At 68.8% G+C, this 13,702-nt stretch carries 14 protein-coding genes; 3 read left to right on the forward strand and 11 right to left on the reverse strand.

What is annotated here, in order from left to right; genetic code table 11:
* Positions 1-22 precede the first annotated feature (22 nt).
* The 8 genes from ACYQ8L_RS03480 to wrbA all read right to left on the reverse strand — a co-directional run bounded on the left by ACYQ8L_RS03480 (position 23) and on the right by wrbA (position 6,254).
* Positions 23-1,447 carry a CoA-binding protein gene (locus ACYQ8L_RS03480; protein WP_459940380.1) on the reverse strand — a complete coding sequence of 475 codons (1,425 nt, stop codon included), beginning with the start codon at positions 1,445-1,447 and terminating at the stop codon, positions 23-25.
* Positions 1,444-2,127 (reverse strand): acetate--CoA ligase family protein, encoded by a 684-nt coding sequence (locus tag ACYQ8L_RS03485; protein WP_459940381.1) that lies wholly within the window; start codon positions 2,125-2,127, stop codon positions 1,444-1,446. Before ACYQ8L_RS03485 ends, ACYQ8L_RS03480 begins: the two co-directional genes overlap by 4 nt.
* Positions 2,124-2,621: a MarR family winged helix-turn-helix transcriptional regulator gene (locus ACYQ8L_RS03490; protein WP_459940382.1), complete on the reverse strand. Its 498-nt coding sequence runs from the start codon at positions 2,619-2,621 to the stop codon at positions 2,124-2,126. The genes ACYQ8L_RS03485 and ACYQ8L_RS03490 overlap by 4 nt, the downstream gene beginning before the upstream one ends.
* Before the next feature lie 18 nt (positions 2,622-2,639).
* Positions 2,640-2,972 (reverse strand): acetate--CoA ligase family protein, encoded by a 333-nt coding sequence (locus ACYQ8L_RS03495; protein WP_459940383.1) that lies wholly within the window; start codon positions 2,970-2,972, stop codon positions 2,640-2,642.
* 151 nt (positions 2,973-3,123) lie between these two features.
* Positions 3,124-4,065 carry a 2-hydroxyacid dehydrogenase gene (locus ACYQ8L_RS03500; protein ID WP_459940384.1) on the reverse strand — a complete coding sequence of 314 codons (942 nt, stop codon included), beginning with the start codon at positions 4,063-4,065 and terminating at the stop codon, positions 3,124-3,126.
* A gap of 111 nt (positions 4,066-4,176) precedes the next feature.
* Complete coding sequence (locus tag ACYQ8L_RS03505; protein ID WP_459940385.1) at positions 4,177-4,746, reverse strand: flavodoxin family protein; 570 nt, start codon at positions 4,744-4,746, stop codon at positions 4,177-4,179.
* 68 nt (positions 4,747-4,814) lie between these two features.
* Complete coding sequence (ygiD, locus tag ACYQ8L_RS03510; RefSeq protein ID WP_459940386.1) at positions 4,815-5,600, reverse strand: 4,5-DOPA-extradiol-dioxygenase; 786 nt, start codon at positions 5,598-5,600, stop codon at positions 4,815-4,817.
* Positions 5,601-5,627: 27 nt separating this feature from the next.
* Positions 5,628-6,254, reverse strand: coding sequence for an NAD(P)H:quinone oxidoreductase (wrbA, locus tag ACYQ8L_RS03515; protein WP_459940387.1), 627 nt, complete (start codon positions 6,252-6,254; stop codon positions 5,628-5,630).
* 778 nt (positions 6,255-7,032) lie between these two features.
* On the opposite strand from wrbA, the gene ACYQ8L_RS03520 reads away from it, so the two are divergent.
* The 3 genes from ACYQ8L_RS03520 (at position 7,033) to ACYQ8L_RS03530 (ending at position 10,751) form a co-directional block, all read left to right on the forward strand.
* Positions 7,033-7,611 (forward strand): TetR/AcrR family transcriptional regulator, encoded by a 579-nt coding sequence (locus ACYQ8L_RS03520; RefSeq protein ID WP_459940388.1) that lies wholly within the window; start codon positions 7,033-7,035, stop codon positions 7,609-7,611.
* Positions 7,612-7,774: 163 nt separating this feature from the next.
* A complete protein-coding gene (locus tag ACYQ8L_RS03525) occupies positions 7,775-9,133 on the forward strand; it encodes an HlyD family secretion protein (RefSeq protein WP_459940389.1) in 1,359 nt (452 codons plus the stop codon).
* A gap of 85 nt (positions 9,134-9,218) precedes the next feature.
* Complete coding sequence (locus ACYQ8L_RS03530) at positions 9,219-10,751, forward strand: DHA2 family efflux MFS transporter permease subunit (protein ID WP_459940390.1); 1,533 nt, start codon at positions 9,219-9,221, stop codon at positions 10,749-10,751.
* Positions 10,752-10,989: 238 nt separating this feature from the next.
* Here ACYQ8L_RS03530 and ACYQ8L_RS03535 read toward each other — a convergent pair whose 3' ends face one another.
* From ACYQ8L_RS03535 to ACYQ8L_RS03545, 3 genes are all read right to left on the reverse strand, one after another.
* Complete coding sequence (locus ACYQ8L_RS03535) at positions 10,990-11,715, reverse strand: ABC transporter ATP-binding protein (RefSeq protein ID WP_459940391.1); 726 nt, start codon at positions 11,713-11,715, stop codon at positions 10,990-10,992.
* A gap of 125 nt (positions 11,716-11,840) precedes the next feature.
* On the reverse strand, positions 11,841-12,608 hold the full coding sequence (locus ACYQ8L_RS03540) for an ABC transporter ATP-binding protein (protein WP_459940392.1): 768 nt from the start codon (positions 12,606-12,608) through the stop codon (positions 11,841-11,843).
* A 13-nt stretch (positions 12,609-12,621) separates the two neighbouring features.
* Positions 12,622-13,698 carry a branched-chain amino acid ABC transporter permease gene (locus ACYQ8L_RS03545; RefSeq protein ID WP_459940393.1) on the reverse strand — a complete coding sequence of 359 codons (1,077 nt, stop codon included), beginning with the start codon at positions 13,696-13,698 and terminating at the stop codon, positions 12,622-12,624.
* Positions 13,699-13,702: the final 4 nt, after the last annotated feature.

Consider the following 13,702-nt stretch of genomic DNA (forward strand, 5'->3'; position numbering starts at 1 on the left):
GTCCGATTCTTCCTCAAGGTTCTCAGGGGGCCTGACCGGATAACCCCTTGTCCAGCCGATTCGCCCGCCCGGCCCGCCATCGGCCCCGGAGGGAGAGGCTCCGCACGGCCCAGGCGGCCTCCTCGGGAAGCAGAAAAACGGGAATTCCCTCGGCCTCGAGGGCGCGGCGGCGCGCCTGGTCTTCGGGCGAGAGCCGGTCGATGGCGATCCAGTACGCCAGCACCGGTTTCCCGGTGATTCGCAGCAACTCGACCAAGTCTCGGTCGGGAGGGGGGAAGTCTTTGTGGATGAGAAACACCGCGAGAAAGATGTCCACCTCGGGGGCCTCGGCCATTCGCCGGGCCACGCGGCCGTAGAACTGGGCGTCGAAGCCCGACGTGGTGAGGTCGAGGGGGTTCTTCAGCACGATTCCCTGCGCACGGCCCAGGGCCTCCCGGAGCTTGCGGTAGGTGTCGGCCGAGAGGTCGGCCAGCGGCGTTTCCCACTCGGCCAAGAGGTCGTGGATCACGATGCTCCCCCCTCCCGACGGAGTGAGGATCCCGACCCTGCCCCCGGCCGGCTCGGGACACAGGGCGAGCGCCTTCGCCGCGCAGGCGAGTTCCGTCGGGGTGGCCACCTGGATCGCCCGGGCTTGCCGCAGCACGCCCCTCACCACCGCCGCTTCCCCTGCGAGGCTCCCGGTGTGGCCCAGGGTGAGGGAATCGGCTCCTTCCCCTCTGCCGCCTTTGAGCACCACGACGGGCGCGCGTCCCTCCACGGCCCGCAGGGCCGCCACGAGGCCGCGGCCCCGTTCCGTGCCCTCCAGGTACAACGCCACGACCCGCACGGCCGGATCCGCGGCGACGGCCGGCACGAGGTCCGCGAAATCGGTGCGCGTGCGGTTCCCCACCCCGATCCAGTAGGCGACTCCCGTCTCCTCTTCCAGGAGTTTCCGGTAAATGGCCCCCCCCACCCCGCCGCTCTGGGTGATCACCGCCACCGGCCCCGGTTCGACCCGGAAGGGGAAAAAGGTCGCGTTGAGGGGGCGGCCCGCGTTGATCAGACCCGGGGTGTTGGGCCCCAAGAGGCAGACCCCCGCCCGGTCGGCGGCGGCGCCGAGTTCCTCCTCGAGTCTCGCACCCGTCTCACCCATCTCGCGGAACCCGGCGGCGTACGCCACAACCGCCCCCGCCCCCGCCCGGCTGCACCGTTCGAGCAGATCGATCGTGGCCCGCGCGCCCACCGCGCTCAGGACCAGGTCCACGGGTCGGCCGATGTGCTCGACCGAGGGGTAAGCCCTCAGGCCCATGATCTCTCGGTGCCGGGGATTCACGGGGTACACCTCGCCCGGGAAGCCGCCCCGAAGAAGGTTTTCGCACACGCTGTAGCCGAGCTTTCCCGGTTCGGGGGTGGCGCCGACCACAGCCACGGTGCGGGGGGTGAGAAGCGCTTGGATGCCCCGGTTCATGCCTTGTCCTCCCGGTCGAGCACGATGAGGGCATCCACGGCCACGGGCTGGCCGCCGCACAGGATCACCGGGTTGATGTCGATCTCCCGGATGGCCCCGTGCTCGATGCCGATGCGGCCCACCCGGACGAGGATCTCCGCCAGACGGTCCGGGTCGGCCGCCTCCATGCCCCGAACCCCTTCAAGGATGCGGCGGCCCCGGATCTCGCGCATCATCTCCCGGGCCTCTTCCGTTCCGATCGGCGCCATCCGGAAGGTCACATCCCTGAGGATCTCGGTAAAGATCCCCCCCAGTCCGAACATCACGCACGGGCCGAACTGGGGATCCCGGATCAGGCCGATCGCGAGTTCCCTCGGCCCTCTCACCATCTCCTGGACCAGAACGGCCGGTTGGCCGTCTCCCATGCGAGTTCCCACCGCGTCGTACGCGCCGAGAAGTTCCGCGTCACTCCGGATGTCCAGGCGGATCAGATCGTTTTCGGTCTTGTGGGCAAGTTCCGGGGAGCACGCTTTCAAGGCCACCGGGTAGCCGATTTCCCGGGCCGCATGGACGAGTGCCTCGCGCCGTTCCACCAAGATTTCCCGGGTGACGGGGATTCCGTACCGCGCCAGAAGGCGTTTGGACTCGTGCTCGGTAAGCAGGGTTCGCCCCTTCCGTGCGGCCTTTTCGACCCGGTTCATCCCGATCCTCCTTTGCAGGCGCCACCGGCGTCCGCCGCCGCGCGCTCCGGGGTGTCCCGTCCCGCGCACGGTGTCTCTGGCCCCCCTCCCTCGAGTTTGGCCACCACCTGGTCCAGAACGGTCCGTTCCTCGTCCGTGAGTCGCGAGAGGAATGCCCGGTTCGTTTCTTCGTAAATGCGCCTCAGATCCCCTTCCAACGCCCGGGCCTTCGGGGTGAGTCGTACGTGGATCGCCCGGCGGTCGTCAGGGCTCGCTGCCCGCACCACGAAGCCATCCCGCTCCAAGCGGTCGAGGATGCCGGTGAGGCTGGACTTGTCCAAAGCCGCCTTGGCCCCGAGCCGCGAGATGGGGATGTCGTCCTCTTCGTACAGGGCGATCAGGAGGAAGAACTGGGGCTGGGTCAGGCCGCAGGGCTCCAGCCGCTCCCGGTAGACCCGGGCCATGGCCCGGGACACCTTCCCCAAGGCGAAACACAGACACTCTCGAAACAGCATGCCGTCTGCTCCAAGGGTTCAGGACCCAACCGGGGCCGGCGGGCCAAAGCGCGGGCGCGCGCGGGGCGGCGGTTCCGGCGTCCGCACCCTCATGCGGGCGTCCACGGCCACGCAACCCCGGCCCTCTTCCAGGACGAGCAGGGGGTTGATCTCCAGTTCCACGATGTCGGGGGTCCCGATCGGGATCCGGGAGAACGCGGCGATCGTCCGGGCCAGGGCGGCCACGTCGGCTCTTGGGTGGCCCCGGAATCCTTCCAGAAGAAGGCTCCCGCGGCCCTCGGCGATCATCTCGGCGGCCTCGGCCTCGGACACGGGGGAGACCCGCACGCGGCCGGCCTCGGTGTTGTGCACGATCTCGGTGGACCCGGCCCGAAAAGGAGAACCGCCCCAGGCTCTCCACGATGGTGCGGCCCAGATTGTGGGGGGCGTCGGACACGCCGACGATCACGACGCTTCGGGGGTAGAACAGGGTGTGCATGCTCGGCCCTTTCGCTGACCCCTTCTACGACCAGGCCAGGTGCCGGAGGGGTCGGCCGCTGCGCAGCCGCTCCACGTTGTCCGCCACCGCCTTGGCGATCAGGTCGTAGGAGAAGTCCGTGACCCCCGCGATGTGGGGCGAGGCGATCACGTTGTGGCGGAACAGGGGATCCTCGGGATCGGGTGGCTCGGTCCAGAACACGTCGAGCCCCGCACCGGCGATGCGGCGATTCTCCAGCGCTTCGAGCAGCGCGTCGTAGTCCACCACCGGCCCCCGGGAAACGTTGATCAGGAACGCGGTGGGCTTCATCCGCGCGAGTTCGCGCCGTCCGATGAGCCCCCGGGTCTGGGGGGTGAGGGGCACGGCGAGGATCAGGAAGTCCACGGCTTCCAGGAGCGCCGGAAGGTCCTCGGGGCCGCCCAAAACGTCCAGGTCCTCGGGCGGGGTGGCGGCCGGGGTCCTGCGCACGGCCCAGACCTCCATCCCGAGCGCCTTGAGCCGCGCGGCGATGGCCCGGCCCAGGTTGCCCAGTCCCACGACGCCGGCGCGTTTGCCGAAAAGCACCGTGCCCACGGGCACGCCCAGGCGCTGTTCCCTTACGGAGCGGGCGGCCCCGGGATAGTCCCGGGCGAGCGCCAGCATGAGAAACAAAACCCACTCGGCCACCGACACCGAGTTGCCCGTATCGCCACTCGGCACGTTGGCCACGGCGATGCCCCGGCGCCGCGCAGCCTCGACGTCCACGCCTTCCAGCCCCACCCCGAACTGGTGGATTAGCCGGAGCCGCCCCGCGTTTTCCAGGAGTTCGGCGTCCAGGCGCGCCATGAGGGGGATCGCCACCTCGGCCTCGCCGATGTGCTGCGCGAGTTCCGATTGGGGGCAGCAGACGATCTCGTCCTCCGGCAGGTACCGGGCCAGCACGGCCCGGGCCGCCGGGAAGCTGGTGTCGCAGAACAGGATCCGCATGGGGGCCTCTTCGTGTTGGTTTCGAGGCGTGATGTTTCCACGTGTATATTCCGTATGCAAAGTTTCTGTCAACGGACCCCCGGTTCAACACCCTCGTCTCTCCCGGGACGACTACCCCTTTGGGCCCGACGCCAGCAGGCGTCTTCCCAGCTCCCGGGCCGCCTCCAGGACCTTCGTCTGCCGGAGCACGTCGCCTTTTTGTCGGGTGGCCGTGGCGAGAACCCGGCCGGCCGGCGCAAACCCCAGGAACCCGAACATCCGCTCGAGATAGTCGAAGTACACGCCGAAGGCGCCGGGCTCGGGGTTCCCCTGGGTGTACGCAAAGCCGATCGGCTTGCCCGCCGGGATCCGGGAGGTCAGTTCCGGGGTGAGAAACCGGCACATCCGGTCGATGAAGGTCTTGCCCGGTCCCGGCACCTGCCACATGTACACCGGCGAGGCGAACACCACGGCGTCGGCGGCCAGGATCGACGACGCGGCCTCGTCCATGGCGTCGCCCAGCACGCAGTTGCCCTCGGGGCGGCAGGCGCCGCACCCCTGGCACGGCCGGAGATCCAGGTCCGCGATCCGGACGAGCCGGATTTCCGCCCCCTTCTCCCGCGCCCCGTCGAGCACGGCTCCCGCAAGGGTTTCGGTGTTGCCTCCGGGGCGTGGGCTTGCGCAAAACGCGATCACGTTCACGATATTCCTCCCTCTGGTCGCTGAAAATGGGATCCTCGGGGTCCCCGTGGCCGCGGGAGAGGGAATCTTCAGGGACTTCCCACCCCCACGGCCCGCATGGACACCGAGCGGTTTTGGAACCCTTCGTGCGGAAATGTCACGCGGTCTTCCGGGGTGCGAAGGGCGGCCACCCACAGGAGCGGCAGGTAGTGGTCGGGCGTGGGCACGCTGAACCGGGCGGCTTCGCCCCAGTCCTGGTACCGGGCCAGGGCCTCGGCATCGCCTTCCTCCAGGGCCCGTGTCACCTCTCGGTCGAAGGCCACACCCCTCGGATCCGGGGGCGCGTCCATGTGCTCCAGGTCGGCCTCTCCGAGATTGTGGACCACATTCCCGCTCCCCAGGATAAGAACCCCTTCGTCCCGAAGGGGCAGCAGAGTTCGGCCAAGGGCCAGGTGGTGGTGGGCCGGGGCCTCCACGTCGACGCTGATCACGAACACCGGCACGTCCGCCCCCGGGAACAACCGCAGCAAAACGGTCCATCCCGCATGGTCGAGGCCCCACCCCTCGTCACAAGAAACCCCGGGGTCGGCCCGCCGCAGAAGATCCAGGGCGCGCCGGGCCACCGCGGGCGCGCCGGGCGGGCGGTACCGCAGGGCGTAGAGTTCCGGCGGGAACCCGTAGAAGTCGTAGACCTGCCGCAGCCTGGGTTGGCAGGAAATCCGAGTTCCCCGGGTCATCCAGTGGGCCGACACCACGGCCACGGCCCTGGGGCGGGGCAGGGCGCGGCCCACGGCCCGAAGGCTTCGGGCGTAATCATTTTCGACAAGCGCGTTCATGGGGCTTCCGTGCCCCACGAACAGAGCGGGTTGGCGCACGGTCGCCCGATGTCGTTCGGGGGCGGCTTACGCCGCGCCGCGGCCCCGCACCAACGCGCGGGCGATCTCGGCCACGTGCCGACCCTGGAACCTCGCAATGGCCAACTCGTTTTCGGTGGGCTGACGCGAGCCGTCCGCGCTCGCCAAGGTGGTGGCGCCGTAAGGGGTGCCGCCGGTGACCTCTCCCATCTCCAGGAGGCGCTGCTCGGCGTAGGGCACGCCCACCACGATCATGCCGTGGTGGAGAAGCGTGGTATGGAAGCTCGTGATCGTGGTCTCCTGGCCCCCGTGCTGGGTGGCCGTGGAGGCGAACACGCTGCCCACCTTGCCCACCAAGGCGCCCCGCATCCACAGGGGGCCGGTCTGGTCGAGGAAATTCCGCATCTGCGCGCACATGTTGCCGAACCGGGTGGGCGTGCCGAAGAGGATCGCGTCCGCCTCGGCCAGTTGCTCGGGTCGGGCCACCGGCACATGGGCGAAGGCCTGTCGGGCCGCCTTGGCCCCCGAGGCCTCCAGCACCTCGTCGGGAACCAATTCGGGCACCTGGTAAAGGGAGACCTCGGTCCCTTCCACCTGGCGGGCCCCCTCGGCCACCGCCTCGGCGAGCCGGTACACGTGACCGTACATGCTGTAGAAAATCACCTGGATCTTCATGCCCGTCTCCTCCTCGGGATTTTTGATCAGGGGATGGGCTCGGCCGCCGCTCCCACGGGCACGGTAAGATACCCCCCTACGTGGGGGCGTCAAGAAGGCGGTCCCCGGCGTCAGGCGCGCTTGGGGGCCGTCCGGATGGTGCTTGTCGCCGATTGTTCGCTCAAAACAACCGCAGGGGTTCAAATCCGTTGACCCCAGCGGGGGCGCCGTGTTAGCTATTTGACCGAGTGCTCACTCGGTAGCCGCTTGGGTTTCCGCCCTCCCTGGGGTCGGGGGAGACCGGGGTGCCGCGACCGGGGTTGCACGGCGCCCGCAGGCCCGCCTGGGCGAGCAGGTTCCACAAGAACCTTGAGACGGGGAACGGGAAGGGTTGCCTTCGGGGGGCGATCCCCGCCGAAGGACCGCCGGGGAAACCGTCGCGGCCGGAGTAGCAGGGTCACAACGCCTTCTGCCCCCTATCGACCGAGCGCGAAGTGACTATGAACCCGGCGTCAATAAAGGCGCGCGTGGGCGCCGGGGCCTGGGGCCTGCTTTCGGCCGGGCGCGAGACCGGCACCCGATTGTCGCGCCTTCGCATGCCGTTGCCGGCGGTAGGTCGGGGCGACGATAGCGGAAGTTCTGGAACTTCCAAGGCAATCCAAGCCTGGTGGGGCGCGGCGCCCCGCGGGGGCCGCACCCGGCCCTCCGCCAGCCCCAACGCGCTGGTTTCCGCAGCGACCACGGGGATCTGACGATGTTTCCGTGGCGGGAGTACATCCAACCGAGGCAGGAGTTCCCGATGAACCGCAGACAGGCCATTTTGCGGGCGGCGATCGAGTTGTTCGCCGAAAGAGGGTACGGGTCGACCCCGACGTCGGAGATCGCGAAGCGGGCGGGGGTGGCGGAGGGCACCATCTTCCATCACTTCAGAAATAAGGAAGGGGTGCTCCGAGAGATCCTCCTGGCGATGCTGGATGATTACATCCGAGGGGGGGAAGAGGAGGTGGGGAACGCGGACTCCGGGATGGAAGGGGTGGAGAAGCTGATCCGCTTCCACTTTCGCTTCACGCAGGAGAGGGCGAGGGAGTTTCGGGTGGTTTTGCGAGACGTTCCCCACTCGTTTCTGCGGACCGGCACACCGTTCGCGGAGGAGTTCAAAAACCGTTTCTCCCGGATGGTGGAGCTACTCCGGCGGTGCATCGAGCGGGGCCGGGAGGACGGATCGATCCGAGACGTGCCGTCGGAGGAGACCGCGTTCATCCTGCGCGGAATGCTGTATGGGATCAGCCGGCACCGGCTTCTCGGGCCCCTGGAACCGCCGCCCCTCGAGGCGGAGGTGGCGGCGTTTTGTCGGCGCAGCCTCGCCGCGACGGCGTGAGCGGCAGGCCGCAGACGACGTGTCATCCCGGTCGTAACGAGCGGACATTGCACAAGTTTATAGCGAGTTGCCCCCCACTCTCCGCTCTCCTTCTAAAACGTTCCCGGACGCCCGGTGCGCCGGATGGAGAGGATGGGCGGGGGCTTCGTTTTCGAGGTGAGGCATGGACACAACGGCGAAGGGGGCGGGGACGTCGGAGAGCGTTTCGGCGGCCGACCAAGTCCGGCGGCCGGCCGGTAAGCGGTTTATCCGAGTGTTTTTGGTGCTCCTCATTTTGGGGGCCGGGGGGGCGGCGGCATGGTACTGGGTTCGGGCACAGGCCTACGAAACCACGGATGACGCCTTTCTGGAAGGCCGGGTGATCTTCGTGAGTCCGCGGGTCGCCGGCCACGTGCGGACGGTCCAGGTGACCGACAACCAGGAAGTTCGGGCCGGGGACCTCCTGGTCGAACTGGACCCGGCGGATTTCGAGGTGCGTCTGCAAGAGGCCCGGGCCGGGTTGGCCGTGGCGCTCGCCCGGGAACGGGCCGCGGAGAAGGCGTTGGCAGTGGTGGACGTCACCTCGGGGGCGGGCCTGGGGGAAGCCGAGGCCGCGGTGGTCCGGGCCCGGGCTGACGTCCGGACGGCCGAGGCCGCGGTGCAGGCGGCGGAGAGTCGGGTGGCCGAGGTCCGAGCCCTCCTCGGATCGGCCGAGGCCCGAGAGAGACAGGCGGAGGCGGAGGTGGAGGCGGCAGCCGCCGAGGCCCGGCGTGCCGAGGGGGACTGGGAGCGCTACCGGGCCCTGGGGGAGGGGGGGGTGGCAACGGGCCAGCAGGTGGATCAGGCTGCGTCGACGGCGCGCGCCGCGGCGGCCCGGTTGGCCGCTGCGCAGAAGGCCGCGGACGCCGCCCGGGCCGAGGTGGCCCGGGCGCGGGCGGCGGAGGAAACGGCGCGAAACGAGCTGGCCAAAGCGCGAACCCAGCGCGACCAGGCCGAGGCGCGGTTGAAGGAGGCGCTGAGCCGTTTGGAGGGGGCCAAGGGCGCCCCGCAGCAGGTGGCCGAAAGCGCGGCACGGCTGGAGGCGGCCAAGGCCGAGGTGGAGAGCGCCCGCGCCGCCGTGCGGCAGGCCGAATTGGAACTCTCGTACACCCGCATCGTGGCGCCGGAGGCCGGGCGGGTCACCCGAAAAGCCGTCGAGCCGGGCATGTTCGTCCAGCGCGGACAGGCCCTCCTTGCCGTGGTGCCGGGGGATCTTTGGGTGGTGGCGAACTTCAAGGAAACCCAGATCACGCGAATGCGCGAGGGCCAGAGGGTGGACGTGCGGGTAGACGCCTATCCGGACCGCACGTTCCGGGCCCACGTGGACAGTTTCCAGTCGGGTACGGGGGCGCGGTTCAGCCTGCTTCCGCCCGAGAACGCGACGGGGAACTACGTGAAGGTCGTGCAGCGCGTTCCGGTGAAGATCTGTTTCGACGACTCGCTCCCCTCCGAACTCCACCTCGTGCCGGGCCTGTCGGTGGTGCCCCGGGTGTGGGTGCAATGAACCCCGCGGCGAAGATGCCCCGGGGAGCGCCCCGGGCCGGGGCTCGCGGGGCGGTCGCGCGTGCCCGAACCGGGGGCGGCCCGCCGTGAGCCCCTCCCACCCCGCGGTGGACAAGTGGCTGGTGGCGTTCACGGTGATGTTCGGAACGTTCATGGCCGTGATGGACGTCAGCGTCGTGAACGTGGCCCTGCCCCACATGATGGGGAGCTTTGGGCAGGACCTCTCGGCCATTACCTGGGTGGCCACCAGCTACAGCATCGCGGAGATCATCCTCGCGACGATGGCGGGGTGGCTCAGCACCCTCGTCGGGCGCAAGCGGCTGTATCTCGCCTCTTTCGCGCTCTTCACCGTGGGATCGGTGCTGTGCGGAACGGCACAAACCTTCGGCCAGATGATGGTGTACCGGGTTTTGCAGGGCGTCGGGGGAGGGGCGCTGATCCCCGTTTCCCAGGCCATTCTTCGGGAAACCTTTCCCCAGGAGGAGCAGGGGATGGCCATGGCCATCTACGGCATGGGGGTGGTGCTGGCGCCCGCGGTGGGCCCGATTCTGGGGGGATGGCTCACCGACCGGTACGGTTGGCCCTGGATTTTCTTTATCAACGTGCCCGTGAGCCTGCTGGGGATGGCCCTCATCGGAGCGTTCGTGCACGACCCTCCCTATCTCCGCCGGGGCGTGAGAAGGGTGGATTGGGTGGGGCTCGCGCTGCTTACCGTGTCGCTGACCGCCATGCAGGTGGTCTTGGAGCGGGGACAGGAGAAAAACTGGTTCGATTCGGGGTCCATCGTGGGGGGTACGGTGGTCGGGGCCGCGACCCTGCTCGCGCTGGTCGTGTGGGAGCTTCGGGTTTCGGAACCCGTCGTGAACTTCCGGCTGCTTCGCAACATTCCCCTGACCGTGGGTTCGACCATCGGCGCCATCTTCGGGGTCGCCCTGTTCGGGACCACGTTCGTGCTCCCCCAGTTCACCCAGCACCTGCTCGGGTACCCGGCGTTCGAGGCGGGGCTCGTGCTCGCGCCGCGATCCCTGACCCTGCTCGCCTGCATGCCGTTGGCGGGGTGGCTGTACCGCCGGGTGGATCCCCGCCTGCTCATCCTCGTGGGCATCGGGCTCAATTTCTGGTCGTATTACGACCTGTCCCACCTGTCGCTCGACGCCGGATTTTGGAATCTGGTGCCGATGCTGCTGATCATGGGCGCCGGCATGCCGTTTCTGTTCGTGACCATGACCACCGTGGCCCTGAGCACGGTCGCGAAACGGGACATGACGGAGGCGTCCAGCCTGTACACCCTGGCGAGGAGGGTGGGGGGCAACGTGGGCTATGCGCTGGTGGCCACCTTGGTAGCCCGAGGACAGCAGATCCACCGGGCCCACATGGTCAAGCACGTGAGCCCGCTGAATCCGTTGTACCGGTGGTTCGAGGGGGCCGTGGGGGCGACGTCGGTGGGAGGGGCGGGGACGTTGGGGGCCCATGCCCTGGCCTCGCGTCTGCTGGACCGGCAGGCGACGATGATGGCGTACAACGATGTGTCGTGGGCCCTGGGGTTCATGTTCCTGGCGATCGCCCCGCTCTTGCTCCTTCTTCCCGGTCACAACGGCCTCCCAAAGAAGGCGGGGTAACCGCGGGTTGCGGGTCGGGGAGGAGAAGGCGATACGAGACCCGTAAGCGCCGTCAGCGCGGGATTGCAGGGGCCCGGTCGGACGTGAGCACGGCATCCGACGTGCGCCGGATTCCCGGCTTTCGGCCCGACGCTCTGGAGTGCAAAGCGGCGGCCGTCGCCTCCGAACTCCGGGGGTGGGTCATTCCTCGTTCCCCGGCGGCCGGCGCCGCCCCGCCATCGGGCGAGACGAAAGGACCTTAGCCCCCCAGATAGGCCCGCTTGACCTCGTCGTTGGAGAGGAGGTGGTCGGTGGGCCCCTCGGCCACGATGCGGCCGGTGTCGAGCACGTAGCCCCGGTGGGCGAACTTGAGGGCGAGGGCCGCGTTCTGTTCCACGAGGAGGATCGTCACCCCCTCGCGGTTGAGCCGCTTGAGGGCGCGGAACATCTCGTACTTGAGCACGGGCGCGAGCCCCATGGACGGCTCGTCCAAAAGCAGCACCCGGCACCCGGTCATGAGGGCCCGGCCCACCGCGAGCATCTGCTGCTCGCCGCCCGAGAGGGACTCGCTTCGCTGGCGGCGGCGCTCCTTGAGCCGGGGGAAGAGCTGGAACACGTGGTCGAGGTCCTTGGCCACCCCCGGGTCGCCCCGCCGGGCGTAGGTGGCCAGCTCCAGGTTCTCCTCCACCGTGAGGTTCCCGAAGATCCGCCGGCCCTCGGGCACGAGCGCCATCTTGAGCCGCCGCACCACGTCGTGGGGCTCCACCCCCAGCAGGCTCTGGCCGGTGAACCGGATGTCGCCCTGCACGACCCGGGGGGCCTCGGGCGGGGGCAGGCGGCACACGCTCAACAGGGTGGTGGTCTTCCCGGCGCCGTTGGCGCCGATCAGGGTCACCACCTCCCCCTCGTCCACGGTGAAGCTGATGCCGTGGAGCGCCTCGATGTTTCCGTAGCGGACGACCAGGTTTTCGATCTCGAGAAGCATGGTTCGTTCCGTCTTTCGTTTTGGGCGCGGTCGGGACGGCCGGTCCTTCGCAGAAAAACGCGGCCGCGAGCTTCGGCCGGCCGCCCCGACCGCCCGTTCCGGGGGGCTCCGGGTGGGTCGCCGGGTTAGATCTCGTCGTCCCCCAGGTAGGCCTGGATCACGGCCGGATTCGTGCGGATCTCGTCGGGGGTGCCCGACGCGATCGTTTCGCCGAAGTCGATCACGGTGATGTGGGAGCACAGCTCCATCACCACGTCCATGTGGTGCTCGATCATCCAGATGGTCACGTCGAACCGCTCCCGGATCCACCGGATGTGGCGAATGAGCTCCTCCACGTCGGCCGTGTTGAGGCCGGCGGCCGGCTCGTCGAGCAGGAGGAGCTTGGGCTCCACCGACAGCGCCCGGGCGAGCTCCACCTTGCGCTGGAGCCCGTAGGGCAGGTTCTTCGGGAGCTCCCCGGCCACGTGGTCGAGTTCCAGGACCTCCAGGAGCTCCCGGGCGTAGGCGGCGATCTCGGCCTCCCGCCGCTGGTACCTCCGGGTCCGGAACACGGCGTCGGCGAACCCGTACCCCAGGCGGTGGTGCTGGGCGATCCGGATGTTGTCGAGCACCGTAAGGTCGTTCCACAGCCGGATGTTCTGGAACGTGCGTGCGATCCCGAGGGCCGTGACCTCGTGGGGCTTGAGCCCCGCGATGTTTCGGCCCTCGAACCGGATCTCGCCCCGGCTCGGCTTGTAAAACCCGCTCACCAGGTTGAACACCGTGGTCTTGCCGGCGCCGTTGGGGCCGATGAGACCCGTGAGCGTCCCGGGTTCCAGGGTGATGTTGAGCTCCGACAGGGCGCAGAGGCCCCCGAAGTAGTGGGTCAGGTTGCGGATCTCCAGCACGGCCATGGCGCTCCTCCCCTCACTTGAACCGGTAGAAGCGCCGAAGCCCCGGGAACACGTCGGCGAGTTCCCGGTTGCCCAGGATCCCCTCGGGCCGGAACAGCATGAGAAGGATCAGGAGGAGGGGCACCACGATCCACTTGATGATCTGGAGCGGCCGCAGGGCCTCGAGGAGCAGGGTGAAGATCACGGCCGAGAGCACCGACCCGGAGAGGCTTCCCATCCCTCCCAGGTACACCATCACGAGGGCCTCGGTGGACTTGAGGATCCCGAAGGAGCCCGGGTTCACGTACCCCACGATGTGGGCGAACAGCGCCCCGGCCACCCCGGCGAGCCCCGAGCTCAGCATGAAGGCGGCGATCTTCATGCGGTTCGTGTCCACGCTCATGATCTCGGCCGCCACCTCGTCCTGGCAGATGGCCATGACCCCCTTGCCGTAGGTGGAATACACGAACCGCCGTAGGATCCAGATCGTGAACACCGCGAAGGCGAACGACCACAGGAGCATCCAGGGCAGGTCCCAGGTGTCGCCCATGGCCTTGACCACCCGCTTCATGCCCATGAACCCGCGGGAGCCCCCGATAACGTCCAGGTTCTCGATCACGCTGATCACGATGTAGTTGGCCGCGATCGTGATAATGGCCAGGTAGTCGCCCCGGGTCCGAAACGACGGGATTGCCACCAGGAGCCCGGCCACGGCCGCGGCGAGCCCGCCCGTGAGCACCAGGAGCGGAAACCCCGCCAGGGCCCACTCCGGCGGCAGCAGCGGCGGGCCGAACACCCGGTCCTTGGCGAACAGGAGCACCCCGAGGATCGACGACACGTACGCTCCCACGGCCATGAACCCGCCGTGGCCGCAGGAGAACTCCCCCATGTAGCCGTTGACCAGGTTCAGGCTCGCCGACACGATCACGTTGACCGCCATGAACATGAGAACGGTCTGGGTGTACTTGTCGAGGAGCCCGCCCTGGCCGATCCAGAGGAGCAGGCCCAGCCCGGCGAGGGTCAGGCCCGGCGCGCTCCAGCGCTGGAGCACCGTGGGTTCGGCGGCCCCGCCTTCGGGCCGCACCGCGATGGAGGAGGGTTGTGAGGTCATCGGC

This window comes from Deferrisoma palaeochoriense, assembly GCF_054656955.1.